The sequence below is a fragment of the Planotetraspora sp. A-T 1434 genome, assembly GCF_025420585.1.
Taxonomy (GTDB): Bacteria; Actinomycetota; Actinomycetes; order Streptosporangiales; family Streptosporangiaceae; genus JAOEGB01.
The window spans coordinates 14938-33347 of record NZ_JAOEGB010000037.1 but is presented as its reverse complement, the minus strand read 5'-3'; the positions used below and the strand labels follow the sequence as shown (position 1 = coordinate 33347).

Sequence of the window (18410 nt, the reverse complement as noted above, 5' to 3'; positions counted from 1 at the left end):
CCTTCCCCGGCTGACATCTGCATCAGCCCGCGTCGCTGGCCGCAGGTCGCCCGGCGAAGGACACGATCTCCTCGATGCGCGGCTGGTACCCGTCCGTCGTATCAACGGCCAGCGTCGGAATGTCGAGCGAGATGGGGACCCACGACTCGAGTGGGCGCTCACCGTTGGCGATCGCCTTCAGCAGGTCCTGGTCGGCGTGTGCTGCCCGCTTCGGACCGTCCGCGGCTCGGCGTACGATCCGCTCATGTGCAACGGCGGCGTCGACCGTACAACGGATGACCCGGATCGCCGCGAGCTCAGCGAGAGGTTCCAGATTCGGCCGCCACAACTTGTCCTGGAACGCCGCCTCCGCCACTACGGTGACCCCGCCACGTAGCAGCGTCTCAAGGACCTCGAAGAATACCGTGAAGGTCCGTTGCGTGAGCGGGTCGCCGGTGCTCGCCTCGAACCCAGGGGTGGAGTGCGCCATCCCTTCCTTGATCTCATCCCGGCAGACTGCCGGGCAGCCAAGGGAGCGGGCGATCTCGTGGGCGAGCGTTGTCTTGCCGCTGCCCGGGGGACCACTCACGACAACCAGCGTCGGAGAACTCATCGCCGCATCCTTCCACTTCAGCAGGCCCTTGGAAGCGTTGACTTCCATTCATTCGCCCAGGCTGGCGCGTATGGCCTGAAGCTCTTTGCGGAGTTCCTCCCAGGGGAATGAGACGGCACCTGGAGCGCCGGAATCGGGGGCTGGGAGCCGGTCGGGGTCGAGAATGACGCTGACGCCCCATTCCCGCAGCAGCGCAACGCTGTTGAGAGAACGTCGACCTCGGGGCTGCGAAGGGAGCGGTGCTCGGTGTGATCGGGGAGTCCGGTTCCGGGAAGTCGACCCTGGGGCGGCTTCTCATGAACCTGGACACGCCGACGTCGGGTGTCGTCCGCTTCGAGGGACGTGACATCCGTACGACGGGCCGCTCCGAGCAGCGCCGCATGCGCAGGCACGTCCAGATGGTCTACCAGAACCCGTACACCTCGTTGGACCCCAGGATGACCGTGGCCCAGTCGGTCGAGGAGCCACTGCGAATTCACCGCGACTTTCTGCCGCGACGGCAATCGTTTGACGCTAGAAGTTCGGGCCGTGCTCGCATGGTCACCACCTGGTGTACCGATAGCCGTTTTCCGCCGCCGTATGCCGTACCCTGCAAGGGCTCAAGCCGTGGCTTGGGCAGAATCGAGGGCGTGATGCGGGGATTGACCTTTCCCGGAAGCGGCATCGGGCCGCCGCCGAGGAGAAGGGCGGCAGGGTGAAGTATCTGATGCTGATCTACGGCAACGAGGAACTCTGGAACAGTCTGACGCCCGGCGACTTGGCCAAGCTGATCGATGAGGTGGACGCGTTCAACAACGCGTTGCGCGAGTCCGGAGAGCTCCTCGGCGCCGAGGGGCTGATCCCCCGGCCGCGATCGGTACGGGTGGTGCAGAGTGGCGCGGTCGTCACCGACGGCCCGTACCTCGAGGCGAAGGAGTTCGTCGGCTCCTACTTCGTCGTCTACGTCGACGACGAGCAGCGGGCGTTGGACATCGCGCGATCCTATCCGGGACTGCGCTACGGCGGCGGGCTGGAGGTGTGGCCGCTGATGGACCACGGCTGGGCAACTGTTGAGGCTTGAGGAGCCGGTCGAGGAGCTGCTACGGACACTCGCGTCCCAGGTGCTCGGCTCGCTCGTGCATCGGTACGGTGACTTCGCGCGCTGTGAGGATGCGGTGCAGGAGGCGCTGATCGCTGCCGGCGACACGTGGCCGCGCAGCGGTGTCCCGGCGCACCCGCTGGGCTGGCTCAATACGGTCGCCGCGCGGCGCTACATCGATCAGGTACGGGCCGACGGCGCCCGAGAGCGTCGGGAGTGGGCTGCCCTCGACGCCATGCCGCGCGACGCGCTGGTCGCACCGCCGCCGGATGCGGAGCCGGCCCGCGATGACCTGCTGGAGCTGCTGTTCCTGTGCTGTCACCCCGCCTTGACCGTCCCGTCGCAGATGGCGCTCACGCTGCGGGCGGTCGGTGGACTGACCACAGGCGAGATCGCCGCGGCCTTCCTCGTACACGAAAAGACGATGGGACAGCGGATATCACGGGCCAAGCAGCGCCTGCAGGAGGTGGGAGCCCAGTTCGAGCTGCCTCCGGATCCTGAGGGCGGACCCCGGCTGGCGGTTGTGCTGCACGTGCTGTATCTGATGTTCAACGAGGGCTACAGCGCCAGCGTCGGCCCGCGACTGCGCCGGCCTGACCTCACCCGGCAGGCCCTGCACCTGGTGCGCCGGCTGCACGCTCGGCTGCCCGACTCCGGCGAGACCGCGGGCCTGCTGGCGTTGATGCTGCTGACCGAGGCCCGCAGTGCGGCGCGCACGGGGCCCGGCGGCGTTCTCGTGCCGCTGGCGGAGCAGGACCGGTCTCGGTGGGACACCGCCGCCATCGCGGAGGGAACCGAGCTCATCGCCCGCACCCTCGCGACCCGGCCGCTGGGGCCGTATCAGGTGCAGGCCGCCATCGCGGCGGTACACGACGAGGCGCCGTCGGTCGAGGCCACCGACTGGCCGCAGATCCTCGCGCTGTACGAGATCCTGGAGCGCCTCGCGCCCAATCCCGTCACCACCCTCAACCGGGCGGTCGCCCTGGGAATGGTGCGAGGGCCGCACGCCGGACTGGCGCTGCTGCGCGAACTGGAGTCGGGGGTACTCGCCGGCAACCACCGGCTCCTGGCCGTCCGCGCCCACCTGCTCGAGCGGGCCGGGGAGGCGGCCGACGCGGCCGCGGCGTACCGGGCGGCCGCACGTCTGGCCGGCAGCCTGCCCGAGCAGCGCTTCCTCGTCCAGCGGGCCGCACACTGCGCGACCTGAACTGGATCGATCGCCGGCGGGCGCATCGTCGGCCGCCATAACGTGCCGGCGTGACGATGTAGAAATCCGGCTCGCGGCTCCGATCAGTCATTGAGCGGACCCTGCCCGGGTGCCGCCAGACAGAGGAAGCGAAGCGACATGACAAAGGTGACGGCACAGATGTCCGTGTCACTCGACGGCTACTACGCCGGCCCGCTATACAGCGGGGACGGGAACTGGATGGAGTCGGCAGAGGCCGCCGGCTTCTTCCGGATCACCCGATGGGTGATCGACGCCATGGCCTGGCGCGAGAGGCTGGGCTTCGCCGGCGGCGAGCGGAGTACCAACTCCGACATCATCGCCGAGACGTTCGAGGCGGCCGGGGCGTACGTCATGGGACGGCGCATGGCCGACGGCGGTGAGTTGCCCTGGGGTGAGGAGCCGCCGTTCCACGCACCGGTCTTCGTCGTGACCCACCGCACCCGCGAGACGCTTGTACGTCAGGGCGGAACCAGCTTCACCTATGTCACCGACGGTATCGCCAGCGCCGTGGAGCAGGCACGCGCCGCAGCGAAGGGCAAGAACGTGGCCGTTGCCGGGGGCGGCAGCCTGGTACGCCAGGTTCTGAAGGCCGGCCTGCTGGACGAGCTGGAACTGCATATCGTCCCGGTCGTCCTTGGCGCCGGGATGCGCCTGCTCGACGCCGGCCTCGAGCTCGCCGACAAGGAGGCGATGGAGTTCACGCCGACCAGAGTCGTACACACCCCGGAGGCCACACACGTCCGTTACACCGTCAACGGCCGGGCCGCCCTGGTCCTCGACGACCGCGGAAGTGGCGCGGGCGTTCCTGGAGCCGACGGGCCATAAGCTTCCGGCGTCGTGACGAATGAGCGGCCGGGGACCTCTGACAGGTCCCCGGCCGCCAAATCTGGTCGGGTTCGCCCGTGTCACCCGGCGTTCCTCCTCGGAAACGGCTTCCGCGACGTTCCACGTTTCTCCAGCGTGGGTGACCATCGATGCCCGGACGGGGACCGGTAGAGCGGCATCCGCCGCGAACAACGCACTTCTGCCGCGCAGCGCGTGTGAGGGAGGGCGTGATGGTGGCCTGCGGTGTGGTTAGTGAGTACGTTCTGAGTATGGGAGCGCCTGTATGGGGGACCTTCTCGGTACGAGATCATTGCGTGCCCGAGGCGTACCTGCGGGAAGTGCTGCTGTTTGATCGTCTGGCCATCCCTTATCCCGATCAACGTGTCGAAGGTGAACGGGAGCGGTGGAGCCGGCCGAGAGACGGCGGGTCGTCGGAAACGTGGGATCCGAAGCGCCTGGATGCCCTCTTGAGCGTGCTCGGCACCCAAGAAGTCGCCGGTCACAACGGCGCGCGTCTGGCCCAGCTTGTCCCGTGGAGCCCTCACATGTGGCACGAGTTGCGGTCGCGTCTAGGGGCTGCGAATGCGTTGACCGGCAACCCCTTCATGGACACACGACTGGGGCTGGCACTTGGTCGTGGGCAGGTGCTTCCCGCTGTGATCGATGCGGTGGCGGCGTATCCCACCAAGGACGCGTGGCGTGATGACGTACAGCCCACTCATGACAGGCCGTCGGACTTGACGGCGGCGCAAGCCCTTGTCGCGTTGTCACGCCCCTTGCTGCTGCCCGATCCGGGTGAGGACGAGCTGGACACTCTGCGGCGTGCCGTTGATGTGGCCATCGATCCTGACTACGTCGCGAAGCGGGCAGCGTACTTCGATTGGTTCCGCGATCTGATCAAGCCGTTGCGGACCGGCGACGCGCAACTCGCGGACGTGCACCTCGACCGCGCGTCCCTCGATGAGGCTGAGCGACAGCTGCGCGAGCTGTGGGTGGCGGAGCGGGGGATCGTTCGCCGGGCGGACAAGGCGCGGATGTGGACCCGAGTGGAGGTGGGATGCGTAACGCTCGGCGCGGCCGGCAGCGTAGGCCTGGCGTGCCAGGCGGCGCTTCCTGCCATCGGCGCGGGCGCGGGCCTGCTCGCGTTCGCCGGCTGGGCAGTCGCCAAGTGGCAGGCTCCCCGGGCCCCCCTGAGCCTGGGGGGTGCTTCCATGTTCGTTGAAGCCCGAAGGCGTCTGGCCTGGAATACGGTGGAGCCGGACCTTAAACAACACCCTTGACCGGTTGATTCAGGGAGCAGCGCCTGAAGCGCCCCAGCTCGGCGGAGGCGTCCTCTTCTGCCGCTGGTCGAGCGGAAGCACGCACGAGTGCTCGACCAGCGGATGTGCGGACGGTCGACGCGCCGGCGCCCTGCGACCTATGTCCGAGACACGCCGAGCTGGAACTCGTGTACCCAGTTAGCCGGGTTCTGCCGGTCGAACTGCAGGCACACCTCCCGCGCGTAACCCACCGGCTTGTACCCGTTGTCATCGATCCACCGGGCCAGGATTTGCATGCTGCCGTCCGCCTCGTCCATCGGACCACGATGCACGATCGTCGCGGCGGACTCGATGCCTGGCAGATCCAGCACGTCGAAATCCCAGTCGGCGCTGGTGTCCCGCGCCACCTGGACGGCCGCATGCACCATCACCGCCTGCCCGTCCCCGGTTGGCCCAGGGGCGGCCACGTAGTAGGCGATCGGTGCCCCGGATGAACGAACCCCGGCGACTTCCATACGCCGCCAAATCTCCTCGTACAGCGGTCCGATCACCGGGCCGATGTCCTCACCTTCGTAGCTGGCGGCCGGCGCTGACAGTTCGGCGACGCGGGCGGGCGCGACCTGCTTCAGTACCACGTCTTCGGTATTCATATGCCCTTCCTCTTCGATCATGCGCAGCCGTACCTCGACCCGGGTGAGCCGGGCGGCGTCGGCGGACAGCTGCGCTTCCAGTTGTGCCCTGCGCAGCCGGAGCATGCCGTGCAGTTCGGCGACGCCGACCTTGTCATCGAGGATGTCGGCGACCTTCTCGAGAGTCAGGCCGAGGTCCTTCAGGGCGATGATTCGGTTGAGCCGGCGCAGTTGGTCGGCCTGGTAGTGGCGGTATCCGCTGGCCGGGTCAATCTCGGCCGGCCTGAGCAGCCCGATCGCGTCGTAGTGACGCAGCATGCGCACGGATACGCGGCCAAGTGCGGCGAACTCTCCGATGCTGAACACGGCTCCATCCTGGCTCCTGACACGGTGTCAGGGTCAACGGGCCACGTCCGCACATGCCGCAGGTCGAGCGCAGGTGCCCCAGATCGATACATGCCGTGAGTCGAATACTCGTGCCGATGAGCGGACGGCTCCGGTGACCGCTTCGTAGCACGACGCTCCGATCGCACACGCGGCTGACCGTACGGCTTACCGCCGGACAGGATTCGCATTTAGTCACATTCAGGCGGAGACGAAATCAAATCGAAATAACCGGTTCTCAATAGCCTGTTTGGCGCGGAATGGCGTGGTAAGTAGGGCGGCGCCTTTATCCCCCCGCGCACAAGGTGGTGACGTTCATGCGTCTCGTCAGACGCGGAATGCGAATCCTCGGCTGCGTCGGCGCGGCCGCCGCGATGGTGGTCGCCGGCGCCTCTATCGCCTCAGCCACCGGCACCGTCAACGCGGCCGTGACGGCCGCCAACCCGGAGATCGGTGCGAAGATCCTGCCCTACGAGAAGCTCTACGAGCGGACGACCACACCGACTCGGGCGCTCCCCGCCCTGCCGAAGCAGGCGCTGCTCCAGGCCACCTCGGCCCTCTCCGCCGAGCTGGGACTTCCCCAGAACCCCGCCCAGATCCTCGACGCCGACCTGTCACCCGAGGTGGCGGGGCGGCTGGCGAACGTGCTGACCGACCTGCTCTCCTGCCACCGGCTGACCAAGCTCGCCTACGCGGGGATCCCGCAGAGCCTGCTCCCCGAGGTGCTCAAGAACGGCGGCGGCCTGGACCCGGCGGCCTACACCGGCATCCGGCTCTGCGGCGAGTCGGCCTGGCGGTCCACCAACGAGCTGGAGCTGGCCGTGGCCGACCAACTTCCGAACTCGGCCGGTTGCCAGGCGCTCGGCCAGGTCGACCTCGACATCTGGCCGGTGCTGCGCGTGGACGGCGCCTGCCGGGACAACCGCTACGACAACGACTACCTGCTGACGCTCGACGTCGGCGGCAACGACACCTACGCCAACAACGCCGGCAGCAACATGGTGGACCTGAACTTCTCGCCGGCCGGGTCCACGGTTGCCGGGCTGCGCGGCACCGGGCCCGCCAAGGGCTGCCAGCGCGCCATCCCCGGTCTCACGGCGCTCGACTGCGTTCCGACCGCGGCGGTCGTCCTCGACATGCAGGGCAGCGACGTCTACGGCGTCAAGCAGACCCCCGACCACGACACCGGCTGCACCAACGACCCGGTGATCCGCCGGATGATGACGGGCGGCGCCGGCTTCCTGGGCGTGGGCATCCTGCGCGACGTGGAGGGCGACGACACCTACACCGGCAAGACCGGCTCGCTCGGCGCCGGCCACATCTTCGGGGTCGGCATACTGTCCGACGGATCGGGCGACGACAGCTACCGCGCCGTACGCAACAGTGAGGGCTTCGCCCTGGTCGGAGGCATCGGCGTGCTCCGGGACGAGGCGGGCGCCGACACGTACGGCTTCTACATGCCCGCGCCCATCAACCCGGGCGCGCCCAACCAGACCGAGGGCGCGGGCGGCGTGCGCGACGACGAGGGCGAGGGGCTGTGCGACCGGATCCCCCGGTTCACCCAGGGCGCGGGCAACGTGGCCGGCGCGACCGGGATCTTCCTCGACGATGCCGGAGCCGACCATTACCACGGCGCATTCGCCGGAGAGTTCGTCGGCCCCTTCCAGGTCCCGAGCACGCGCGCGGGCAGCCTGGGATTCGGCAACAACCAGGGTCTGGGCGTCTTCCTGGACCGCGGCGCCGTGAACGACCAGTACACGGTCGACGGTGAGCCCACCGTCGCCGGAGTGCCGAAGCGTGGCGACAACGTGATCGTGCAGCCCGGCAACGACAGCACGGGCTCCGGCTTCGGCCAGGGTCTCTTCGTCGACCAGTGACCCGATGAGAGCGGGTGTCCGGATGGGCCGGGCACCCGCTCCTTGGGCCGAACCTTCCGTGGCAGATTCTACGAGGCCACCGGCTTGAGGAAGCCTTCCAGGACTACTAGGCCCTTGCCGTACTTCTCGTCGACCTGACGCTGGAGCTCCGGTGTGACCACCCAGACCCCGAGCTCGACGTGCCCCGCCCGTTCGTCGGCCGAGGCCGAGTGCTGCGTTATTCACCGGGGGCGACGACCACATGGTCCTGAATCCACGCGACTGGGCAGACCGCCTCATGCGGTCGGGACGGCCGCCGGGGTTTCGGCGAGGAGCTCGCGTACGCGCGGGATGACTTCTTCGCCGTAGAGGCGGATGGACGTCATGAGCTTCTCGTGGGAAAGCGTCCCCGAGCTGTACTTGAGCTCGAAGCGGTCGACGCCGAGCGCGCGCACGGTTTTGGCGATCTTCGCGGCCACCGTGTCGGGCGACCCGACGTAGAGCGCGCCCTCGTCGGCCTCCGACTCGAAGCGCTCGCGGGTCGTGGGCCCCCAGCCGCGCTCGCGGCCGATGCGGTCGTGCATCGCCCGGTGGTGCGGCCAGAGCTCCTCGCGCGCCTGCCGGTCGGTCTCGGCGATGTGGCCCGGCGAGTGCACACCGACCGGCAGCCGCGGCACCTCGAGCTGGACGAGAGCGCGGTGGTACAGCTCCACGTACGGCGCGAAGCGCTCCGGCGGCCCGCCGATGATGGCGAGCATGAGCGGCATCTCGTAGCGCGCGGCGCGGACCACGGACTGTGGGCTGCCTCCCACGCCGATCCAGGTGCGCAGCCTGCCGGACTCCGTCTTCGGGTAGACGTGCTGGTCCTTCAGACCCGCGCGGAGCCGGCCCTGCCACGTGACCGGGCCCTCCTCCCGCAGGTGGGCGAAGAGGTCCAGCTTCTCCTCGAACAGCTCCTCGTACTGCCCGAGGTCGTAACCGAACAGCGGGAACGACTCCGTGAACGAGCCGCGGCCGAGGATGATCTCGGCCCGGCCCTTGGACACCGCGTCGAGCGTGGCGAACTTCTCGAAGACCCGCACCGGGTCGTCCGAGCTCAGCACGGTCACCGCCGTGCCCAGACGGATCCGCTCGGTGCGGCCGGCGATCGTCGCCAGGACGATCTCCGGCGCCGACACGGCGAAGTCGTCCCGGTGGTGCTCCCCGATGCCGAACGCGTCGATCCCGACGCTTTCGGCCAGCACGGCCTCCTCGACGACATCGCGGATCACCTGGGCGTACGGCACGCGGTTGCCGTCGGCGCCGACGGTGACATCTCCGAACGTGTCGACAGCGAACTCAAGTGGTGCGGACATCGTTGGCCTTTCTCCACATCTCTCAGCAGGGCGAGATGGGAAACCGCCGCACGGCGGCTGTGATTCCGTCAGAGCTCTCCGGGTGGTGTGACACCCGGCACCCGGAGCCGGTCATGGCGTGATCGCGGTCAGGACGAGGATGGCCTGGTCGTCGTCGATGGCCTGGCCGGGCACATAGTCGCGGACCGCCGACGTCACCGCTTCGAGGACGGTCCGGGCCGGAGTGCCGTGCGGGAGCGCCGCCAGAGTGCCGTCGAGCCCCTCATCGTCGAAGAGGCCGCCGTCCGGGGAGCGGGTCTCGGTGATCCCGTCGGTGACCAGCACGAGGCTCTGGCCCGGCGTCAGGTCGAGGTGGCAGGTCTCGAGCTCCAGGCGCGGCATGACGCCGAGGAGGAAACCCCGGGCGCCGATGCGCCGGACGGCTCCCTCGGCGTCGAGGAGACGGGGCAGCACATGTCCGGCGCGTACCAGCTCGATGGCGAGCCGTCCGCCGTCGTGGCGCAGATGACCGTACACGAGGGTGACGAACCCGGTGCCGTGATCGGCAGGCCGTTCCTGGAGGGCCGTGTTGACCGCTTCCACGACCGACGCCGGATCCGGGAGGAACCGGGCGACGGCGCGAGCCGTATGGCGCACCAGGGCGGTGGTGGTGGCCGCCATGGCGCCGCGCCCGCAGACGTCGCCGATCATGAAGGCCCAGCGGTCGCCCCCGAGGGGGAAGACGTCGTAGAAGTCGCCGCCGATTTCCAGTCCCTCTCCCGCCGGGTGGTAGTGGATCGCGATCTCGGCGCCGGGCACCTGGGGCGGATCGGGCAGCAGGAGCCCGGCCTGCAGGTCGCGGGACAACTTGACGCGCTGGGCGTACTGCCGGGCGTTGCGGGCGGCGACGCTCGCGCGGCGGGCGAGCTCCTCGGCCAGGCCGACCATGTGGCCGTCGAGCGGCCTGCCGGCCGTGGCGAACAGGGTCAGCGCGCCGAAGGTGTCGCCGCGCTCCTTGAGCGGAACGGTCAGGTAGCCGGTGACGGCCAGCTCGTCCCACGGCCCGGGCGCGACCGGCGTCCGGCGGGCCACCTCGGTCACGCCGGACGCGAGCACGCGGCCGACGGCGTCGCCGAGGTCATGGGCGGGAACGTGCGTGGCCAGCAGCGCGGCGTGCCCGTCCATGGTGGCCGCGGTGGCCACGCGGTGGATCCGCGCGGACTCGACGACATCCACGGCGCTGAGCGGCGCCAGGGCCGGAACACACAGGTCGGCCAGGCACTGGAAGATCTCGGCCTGATCGAGGTCCCGGGTGAGCACGGTGCTGGCCTCCAGGAGGAAGGCGAGGTCGGCGCGGGCCGCCCGCTCCTTCTCCTCGGCCGCCATGCGGGCCTGTTCGCTGCGGTGCCGTTCGATTGCGAGCGCGGCGATGTCGGCGAAGGTCGTGCCGAGCTTCAGGTCGGACTCTCCCGGAACGCGCGGGACGTGGTGGTACATGGCGAACGTGCCCAGCAGCCGCCCGTCCCGGCCGAGGATCGGCGTGGACCAGCAGGCCGCCAGCCCCGCGCGCTCCGCCAGGTCACGGAAGTCGTCCCACAGGGGGTCGGTCGCGATGTCGGTGACGATCATCGAGCTGCGGTGGTGCGCCGCGCTCCCGCAGGAGCCGACGCCCTCACCGATGGCGATGCCGTCGATGGCCTCGTTGTAGAAGTCCGGCAGGCTCGGCCCCACCCCGTGGTGGAGATGACGTCCCTCCTCGTCGGCGAGAAGCACCGAGGCGATCACCCCCGGGGCGAGATCCTCGATCTTCCGGACCATCCCGTCGAGCACCTTCTCGAGCGGAGCCTCGCGGGCGATCTGTTCCAGGAGCGCCCGCTGATCGTCCGCCAGCTGGCGGCCCTGCCGGGCCGCGGTGGTCTCGGTTCCCAGCATCGCGACACCGACGATGTCGCCGCCCGCTCCCCGGCGCGGCTCGTAGTTGTAGTCGTAGAACGCCTCCCTCACCTGAACGCCGTCGCCGATCAGGATGCGGGCCTCGCGCGCGGTTAAAGGGACGCCGGTACGGTAGACGCCGTCGAGCTGGGCGACGAACCCCTGCTCCTCCAGCTCGGGCATCGACTGCACGAGCGGCACGCCGAGCCGTACACGGTCGAGGCCGATCGCTTCGAAGTAGGCGGGGTTGGCCGCTTCCAGGACATGGTCGGGGCCGGCGAGCAGCGCGAAGACTGCTTTCGAACGACCGAACAGCGCGTGCAGGTCGGGGTCGTCCTGACGAGAAGGCGAGGTGATCTGGCCGGCACGACCAACTTGCCCGTCGTCGAGCGTCCACGGAGTCGTCATCGGGCTTGCCCTTCTGTCAGGCCGGCCCGCTGAAGCGGCCCGGCGCGCCGGGCGGTTTTCGCCGCTCCGTCAGCATCGAGGGCACCGTGATGTTCCGGCCCCGCCCTCCGCGCAGCGGCACGGCGGCCAGGTCAGCGGTTCAGCTCACATCCCGCCGCGAGCACCCACCGCCCCCCAGGGCCCAGAACAGACAAAGTCCGTCAACAGGACATACGGTACCCGCTCGCCACCCCGAGCCGGGGCGCCGCACACGGACGGCGCGGGTCCCGGCCGGCGTCCTGCAGATGCTCAGGGCGGTGAACCTGCCGCCTTCGTGGTCAGCCGCGGCTTTGACTCCTCGCGACCAACCCGCTGGCCACAGCCCTCGACCCCGGCCTGCGCGTGGGGGAGAACCGGCTCCGCGCCATCTTCCTGGACCCTGCTCAGCGCGACCTGTTCCCGGAGCAGGACACCGCCATCATCGTGGCGGAGTTCCGCGCCCTGGCCGGCAGCTCCTCGTGATCCACCACGCCGAACCGGACTCGCCGACCGCGCACGCCCTCGGCCGGCTCGCGGCCCCGCCGACGGCCGACGGGCGACGGCGGACGCCGGTCGGGCAGGCCCGATCATGAGCTGGTGATGACGATCTCGCCGTTAGCGATCTCTTGTTTGACCTCCTCCAGACGTGTCTTGATGCCCTCGATCCGGTTGCCGGTCGTCGTGTAGTCGATGCCGTTGTCCTTGATGCCGTGAACGGTGGGGCCCGGCTTGGCCGAGCTGGTGGAGAAGGCCTTGAGAAAGTCGAAGACCACCGTGTCGACCCGGTTGATGACCGAGGTGAGGACCACGTCACGCAATGTAGCGTCCGCGGTGCGGGCCTCATCGCCCTCGGCGCCGATGACCTGGCCGCCGGCTGCCTTGGCGGCCTGCATGACACCGAGATTCGAGCCGCCCGCCGCCTGGAAGAGGACATCGGCGCCCGCGTCGAACATGCCGGTCGCGATGAGCTTGCCCTTGGCCGGATCGTCGTAGCCGCTGAAGTCCGGGGAGCGGCTCAAATACTTGACGTCGATTCTGATGCTCGCCTTGACCGACTTGGCGCCGGCGACGAAACCCGCGGCGGCTCTTTCGATGTTCGCCCCGTCCTTGACCGCGCCGATGAATCCCACGTGACCCTTCTTCGACGACAGCGCTGCCGCCGCACCGGCGAGGAAGCCGCCTTCCTGCTCGGCGAAGACAAGGTTGGAGACGTTCTTCCCGGTGGCATCCTCGCTGTCGACGATCGCGAACCGGGTGTCCGGGAACTCGGCCGCGACGCTCGTGACCGCTTCGGAATAGGGGAAGCCGATCGCGATGATCGGGTTGTGTCCGCTCCGCGCGAGCACCCGCAGCCGTTGTTTCCTTTGCTCGTCCGTCTCACCCGCGCTCGCCGCCAACTCCTTGGGATCGCGTACGCCCAACTCCCGCTTGGCACGTTCGAGGCCCTGCGCGGCCGAATCGTTGAACCACATATCACCGCGACCGCCGACATCGAAGGCGATGCCCACCTTGTCCAGGTTGTTGACGATCGCGGGGGAAGGTTTGACCCGGCTGGAGGGAGTTGTGTGAGAAGCGGTAGATGTGGAAGCGGAGTCGGTGAGTGAGCTCCGGAGCCAGATGCCGCCCGTGACCACGAGGGCGAGCAGCACACTCAGCAAGGGGACGGCCGCTCGCGACGCGGAGCGCCGGGTCCGGCCGGCACGGGGCGAGTCGCCGGCCGTCCCCGGAGCGGTGCGGGCCACGGGCTGCGGCACGAGCTCGTGCGTCGAAGCAGACACGGCGGAGGTGGGGGGCGGCGGTGCCCCGGTCGGCTCGCCGGTTGTCGCCCCGGGAGGCCGGCCGGTGCCATGGCCCACCAGTTGGAGCATGATCTCGGCGGCGGCCGGCCTGTCCTGTGGCGCCTTGGCGAGGCATTTGCCGAGCAGTGAACGCAGCGACTCGGGCACGCCACTCATGTCGGGCTCTGTGGTGAGGACGGCGTGCAGGACGGCCGGAACGCTGGTGCCGCCGAAGGCGAGACGGCCGGTGGCCGCGAAGATCATGGTGACCGCCCAGCTGAACACGTCGGCCGGTGGGCCGGCCTGCTCGTTGGCGATCTGCTCGGGTGCCATGTATGCCGGGGTGCCGGCCACGCCGCTGGTGGTGGCCGTGAACGAGTCGAGGGCTCGGGCGATGCCGAAGTCGATCACGCGCGGCCCGTCGGGGCCGAGCAGCACGTTGCTCGGTTTGAAGTCGCGGTGCACGACGCCCGCTTGATGGATCGCGGCCAGTGCGCCGGCTGTCCCCAGCGCCAGCCGTACCAACTCGTCGCCTGTTAACGGCCCGCGCTCGCGGACCCGTTGCTCCAGCGAGACGCCCTCGACGTACTCGCTGACAATGTACGGCCGCTGACCTTCCGTGCTCACGTCAATGACACGTGCCGTGGAAAAGGTCGCCACCTGCCGCGCAGTGGTGACCTCGCGCACGAACCGGCGCCGCGCGTTCTCATCCACCGCCTGGTGCGCGTGCAGGACCTTGATGGCGACCCGCTCGCCGGAGGGGGACTCGGCGAGGTACACCGTGCCCTGGCCGCCCTGACCGATGCGGCCGAGCACCCTGTAGTCGCCGAACTGGTCAGGCTCACCGGAGAGTAAGGGGTATAGGTCGGGCATGTGACCTCCAGCGTGTCGATCCGAACGATATTGGATGCCAGAACCTCGCGCGAGGAGGCGGCAACACGCTGGCCCGGGACCGTACGCGTGGCAGCGGCCGGCGCATGCGGGGGTACGGCACGGACGACCCGCACAACGAAGAGATCACTGTTCGATCCCAGCATCGCCCACCACGTTTGTGCAGCTCAGGACGGCGGACCGCGCTCGGTGGATCGACTTCCGTCTCCGGGTCAGCATCCGGGGTACTTGTCCCACGCGAGGCGGCCACCGGTGTATTGGGTGGTGAAGTCGTCGGCGAGCTCAGTGATGGCATCTCTGCCTTCCAGCCTGGACAGCCAGCGCTGAGGGAGGGCTGCCTCGCCGTACTGCGCGCCGAGGAGGTTGCCGCAGACAGCGCCGGTGGAGTCGCTGTCGCCGGAGTGGTTGACCGCCAGCAGTAACGCATGCTCGACGTCGTCGCCGCTCACCAGCGCGCAGTAGACCGCGATCGCGAGTGCCTCCTCGGCCACCCACCCGCCGCCGAGCGTCTCCACCGCCTCCGGCGCCGGCTCTGCCCTGGCGGCCAGGGTGACCGCGGCCTGGATCGCGGCGGTGGTCTCTTCGTGTGCGGGCTGCTCGTTGAGCAGGTCAAGGGCGTTCTGTACGGCCTCTGCCAGCTGCCTGCCCAGGATCAGGAAGGAAACCATCGCCGCGAAGGCCCCGGCCGCCAGGTAGCCGGTGGGGTGGCCGTGGGTGATCTGGGCACAGTCGGCCGCGAGCTTGAAGGCTATGCTCGGGTCATTGGCGGCCAGTCCGAACGGCGCAGAGCGCATGACGGTGCCGCATCCCTTCGAGCCGGGATTGACCGGCCCGGGCGTGCCCGGAGCGGCGAGCGGGCCGAGGTCGGCGCGCAGGCCGGACAGGCAGGCGTTGCCGGGTGCGCGACGCGAATACAGCCAGGTCTGCTGGCGGAGCCGGCCGGTGCGGATGAGATGGTCCGCGGGCGGCGGGGAGCGGTGCTCCTGGGTATCGAGCCAGCGCAGGTAGGCGTGGCGGACGACCTGCACCTCACCGCCGCCGATGCCTCTTTCCCGCACGCGTACATGGGCGCGGATCAGCCCCTCGACGGTGAACAGCGTCATCTGGGTGTCGTCGGTGACCAGACCGATCTTGCCGCGCCAGTCGGAGGCCAGGTCGCCCAGTCCCGCCTTGCCATGGTTGCGGCGGATGGCGGCGATCGAATCGAACTCGATGGGCGCGCCAAGGGCGTCGCCGATCGCCCCGCCGAGCAGACAGCCGCGCACCCTCGCCTGGAACGGGAGATTGCCCATCTCGGTAAGGCTCACCACGATCATCCCTCTCACACGACTGGACCGACCGTAGCGACACATGGTCACGTCTGCGATCACAGCGACTGGCTCACGTTGAAATCGGGGCCTTGACGTTCATTTCGGCAGGGCGATGTGACAGAGGCCAAGTACGGGTCTCGATCCCACGAAATAATGACCGATCGGGGCGGGGGCGAATCGGCTGGTGATCAGCGGAGATGAGGCTCCCTGGCTGGTTCGGTCAGTACCGCGGGGCTGTACCCAGCAGTGGACCCAATGCGGTCTCCAGGTCGGCGAGTGCGCCGTACACGACACCGGTCATGCCGAGTTGCCGCGCGGCGCGCACGTTTCCGGCGCTGTCGTCGATGAACAGGCAGCGGCTCACGGCGACCCCTGCCCGTTCGGCGGCGATCTCGTAGATCCGCCGGTCAGGTTTGGCGACGCCGACCGCGGAACTGTTGACGATCGCGTCGACGGCGTTCAGCAGGCCGACCCGCGCGAGATCGCGTTCCAGCCGTGTCGTGGCGTTGGTGACCAAAACCACCGGCACATGCTCGCGCGCCTGTGTCAGCAGTTCCAGCACTGGAGTGTTGACCCGGTGCGGTGCCACGACGAATGCTCGCGTAAGCTCCGCGGCTGCCGCGGGTCCGCACAGCGGGGTGAGCTGCTCGGCGATGAGCGCCTGCCACTCCTCATCGGTGATCTCGCCGGTTACGGCGCGATTGACCAGCTCGGGGGCGAAAGCCACGGACTTGACCGTGTCGGCGTCGAGCCCGAAGTCGCTCTCCCGCGCCAGCCCATCCGGGTCGAAGATCCTCAGCACACCGTCCAGATCGCACAGGACCGCGTCGAAAGGCAGCGTCACCAGGGCTCCTTGTCAGGGGGACAGGCGTTCGCGCCACGGATGGGCGCCGTGCTCGGCCGCAAGAGCATCGTTCAGCCACAGCTTCTGCGCGTCGGTCAGCGTGGGCAAGACCTGGTCGAAGTCGATCTCGTCCTTGGGGCGTCCGCCAGTGGCCCGAATGATCCGGGCGGCCGGTCGTTTCGGGGGGTTGAGGGGGCCGCGAGCGTGAGTTGTGATCGTTAAGGTGATCATCATGACGCTGCTGTCCCGCCTCGACCATTTCAACCGGCAGCACCCGTGGAGCCACAACGACCACTACGGCCCCTGGGTCGCGGATCAGGTAGCCGCGTCCGGGGCCCGCCACGTTCTCGACGTCGGGTGCGGCGCGGGCAACCTCGTCGCTCTGCTCCGCCGCCGCGCTGCCACCGTCACCGGGCTTGAACCCCATCCCGCGACCGCCCACGCCGCGGCGGAGCGCTTCGCCGACGACCCTGCGGTCACCATCGTCCAAACCGACTTCGCCGGGCGCGGCCCGCAGCGGCGCTGGGACGCCGTCACCCTCGTCGCCGTCCTGCACCACCTCCCGCTGGTGCCCACCCTGGGGGAACTGCGCGGCTGTCTCACCCCAGGCGGGCGCCTCGTGGTTGTCGGCTGCTATCGGGGGGCCGGGCCCGCCGACCTGCTCGCCGACCTGCCGGCCATGCTCACGAACCCGATTATGGGGCTGGTCAAGCACCCGGCCCGCGCCGATGCGCTGCCCTTGCACATGACGGCGCCTACCGCCGATCCGCAGGAGACCCTCGCCGACATCCGGGCCGCGGCCGTACGGGAACTGCCCGGGGCCCGGATCCATCGTCGCCTGTTCTGGCGGTACACCCTGGTCTACGACGCTCCGCGTAGGTCCTTGACCGCCCCTGTAGGCCGGTCCCGCTAACGGTCGTTTCCCGAGACACCTCCCGGGCGACTCCCCGCCGCCGCATTCCCACAGGACCGCACGATTGGGAAACGAACGGGCCGCTACTTGGGTCCGGGGAGACGACCAGATAGCTATCCGGGCGTGCGGTCGCCGTTACGTCGCGTCCAGGACCTGGGCCACAATCGCGGCCGCGACCGTTTCCGCGTCCCGGCCCTGATTGGCCTCGATCACCTCCCGGATTCTCGTGGCCATACGCCGGTCGGCCTGTCCGGCGTCGCCGATGTGGCGTCCTGCCACCGCGACGGCGGCCGCGAGGTCGTAAGCCTCGGCCGGCCCGAGACCTTGGGGGTCGACCGCGACGAGGACACGTGCGCCGTTCTTCTGCGAGACGCGGACCCTCCAGCGCCCCGAGGGGCAGGAGACCGACAGGGTGTCCTTCCGAAGGGCCGGCGGGAACAGAACGACGGCCATCTTGCCCGCTGCGGCGAGGACCCGCTCGGCGAGCCGGCGGGCGTCCTTCTTGGCGACGACGATCCTCCCGGAGCGGTTGATGATGCTCACGAAATCACCGGTGTCGGCCACGGCGATTCTCTCGCCGTCGGCTTGGTCGTAGATGGCGCTCATGCGTGGGGGAGGTTCCCTTGGAATGTCGGAGGAAGGAGTCCGCGTGCCGTACCTGGATGGGCCGATCACGGCGGTACGGCGCGCGGTGGCGGCGCGCGGAACGCTCTCCCGGTCACACCGGGAAAATGACGTGCAGCGGCCATGCCGTCACGGCACGTATGGGCTGGTGCCCATGCGTCATCGGAAAAGTGTCGGCCCAAATACGCTCGCTCAGCAGTGTGTCGGGGGCGGGCTGCGAAACTCCGCTCACTCATAATCTCGCATTTTCACAGGACATGATCGCGATCGGGCTCTCCCGCCGGGAGTTGCTGGGCAATGGGCCGGATGCCAGCCGCGGCAGGCGGCCGGGGTGGGCCGGCTCCCTGCGCCGGTGTGGTGCACCAGCTGTCGCGGCGACGCGAGTACCTTGATCGGCCCCAAGCTCGGGCTGCCGCCGTTCCCATATGTCGAGCCGGGCCGGCCCGCCATCAAGACGACCCATCCCAACGGCTATCTGTGGAACTGGCGTCTTCGAGTCCGTGCCAC

General features: G+C 69.2%; 15 protein-coding genes and 1 pseudogene. 7 read left to right on the top strand and 9 right to left on the bottom strand.

Annotation, left to right across the window (positions count from 1 at the left end; all coding sequences use genetic code 11):
• Window positions 1-22: 22 nt before the first annotated feature.
• Window positions 23-640 carry an AAA family ATPase gene (locus N5079_RS32260; protein WP_261587977.1) on the bottom strand — a complete coding sequence of 206 codons (618 nt, stop codon included), beginning with the start codon at window positions 638-640 and terminating at the stop codon, window positions 23-25.
• A gap of 173 nt (window positions 641-813) precedes the next feature.
• On the opposite strand from N5079_RS32260, the pseudogene N5079_RS35690 reads away from it, so the two are divergent.
• From N5079_RS35690 to N5079_RS32240, 5 genes and pseudogenes are all read left to right on the top strand, one after another.
• A pseudogene (locus N5079_RS35690) lies at window positions 814-1290 on the top strand (ATP-binding cassette domain-containing protein); the annotation flags it as partial.
• Complete coding sequence (locus N5079_RS32255) at window positions 1287-1652, top strand: YciI family protein (RefSeq protein ID WP_261587976.1); 366 nt, start codon at window positions 1287-1289, stop codon at window positions 1650-1652. The pseudogene N5079_RS35690 and the gene N5079_RS32255, both read left to right, overlap by 4 nt.
• The gene (locus N5079_RS32250) at window positions 1642-2877 is read left to right on the top strand and encodes an RNA polymerase sigma factor (protein WP_261587975.1); all 1236 of its coding nucleotides are present in this window, start codon (window positions 1642-1644) and stop codon (window positions 2875-2877) included. Before N5079_RS32255 ends, N5079_RS32250 begins: the two co-directional genes overlap by 11 nt.
• A 138-nt stretch (window positions 2878-3015) precedes the next feature.
• A complete protein-coding gene (locus N5079_RS32245; protein WP_261587974.1) occupies window positions 3016-3723 on the top strand; it encodes a dihydrofolate reductase family protein in 708 nt (235 codons plus the stop codon).
• Between the two features lie 314 nt (window positions 3724-4037).
• Window positions 4038-5003, top strand: a complete 966-nt coding sequence (locus N5079_RS32240; RefSeq protein WP_261587973.1) for a hypothetical protein — start codon at window positions 4038-4040, stop codon at window positions 5001-5003.
• A gap of 137 nt (window positions 5004-5140) precedes the next feature.
• Here the strand turns inward: N5079_RS32240 and N5079_RS32235 are convergent, their stop codons facing one another.
• Window positions 5141-5977, bottom strand: a complete 837-nt coding sequence (locus N5079_RS32235) for a MerR family transcriptional regulator (protein WP_261587972.1) — start codon at window positions 5975-5977, stop codon at window positions 5141-5143.
• A gap of 335 nt (window positions 5978-6312) precedes the next feature.
• Between N5079_RS32235 and N5079_RS32230 the strand changes: the two genes are divergently transcribed.
• On the top strand, window positions 6313-7872 hold the full coding sequence (locus tag N5079_RS32230) for a hypothetical protein (RefSeq protein ID WP_261587971.1): 1560 nt from the start codon (window positions 6313-6315) through the stop codon (window positions 7870-7872).
• A gap of 275 nt (window positions 7873-8147) precedes the next feature.
• Here N5079_RS32230 and N5079_RS32225 read toward each other — a convergent pair whose 3' ends face one another.
• From N5079_RS32225 to N5079_RS32200, 6 genes are all read right to left on the bottom strand, one after another.
• Entirely contained in the window at window positions 8148-9206 is a 1059-nt protein-coding gene (locus N5079_RS32225) for an LLM class flavin-dependent oxidoreductase (RefSeq protein ID WP_261587969.1), read from the bottom strand.
• A 111-nt stretch (window positions 9207-9317) separates the two neighbouring features.
• Entirely contained in the window at window positions 9318-11525 is a 2208-nt protein-coding gene (locus N5079_RS32220; protein WP_261587968.1) for a SpoIIE family protein phosphatase, read from the bottom strand.
• 605 nt (window positions 11526-12130) lie between these two features.
• A complete protein-coding gene (locus tag N5079_RS32215; RefSeq protein WP_261587967.1) occupies window positions 12131-14194 on the bottom strand; it encodes a BMP family ABC transporter substrate-binding protein in 2064 nt (687 codons plus the stop codon).
• 230 nt (window positions 14195-14424) lie between these two features.
• Window positions 14425-15519, bottom strand: a complete 1095-nt coding sequence (locus tag N5079_RS32210) for an ADP-ribosylglycohydrolase family protein (RefSeq protein WP_261587966.1) — start codon at window positions 15517-15519, stop codon at window positions 14425-14427.
• A 223-nt stretch (window positions 15520-15742) separates the two neighbouring features.
• Complete coding sequence (locus N5079_RS32205) at window positions 15743-16366, bottom strand: HAD-IA family hydrolase (protein ID WP_261587965.1); 624 nt, start codon at window positions 16364-16366, stop codon at window positions 15743-15745.
• A gap of 12 nt (window positions 16367-16378) precedes the next feature.
• Complete coding sequence (locus N5079_RS32200; RefSeq protein ID WP_261587964.1) at window positions 16379-16600, bottom strand: hypothetical protein; 222 nt, start codon at window positions 16598-16600, stop codon at window positions 16379-16381.
• On the opposite strand from N5079_RS32200, the gene N5079_RS32195 reads away from it, so the two are divergent.
• Window positions 16599-17279, top strand: a complete 681-nt coding sequence (locus tag N5079_RS32195; RefSeq protein ID WP_261587963.1) for a class I SAM-dependent methyltransferase — start codon at window positions 16599-16601, stop codon at window positions 17277-17279. The genes N5079_RS32200 and N5079_RS32195 overlap by 2 nt on opposite strands.
• Before the next feature lie 135 nt (window positions 17280-17414).
• Here N5079_RS32195 and N5079_RS32190 read toward each other — a convergent pair whose 3' ends face one another.
• Window positions 17415-17885 carry a hypothetical protein gene (locus N5079_RS32190; RefSeq protein ID WP_261587962.1) on the bottom strand — a complete coding sequence of 157 codons (471 nt, stop codon included), beginning with the start codon at window positions 17883-17885 and terminating at the stop codon, window positions 17415-17417.
• Window positions 17886-18410: the final 525 nt, after the last annotated feature.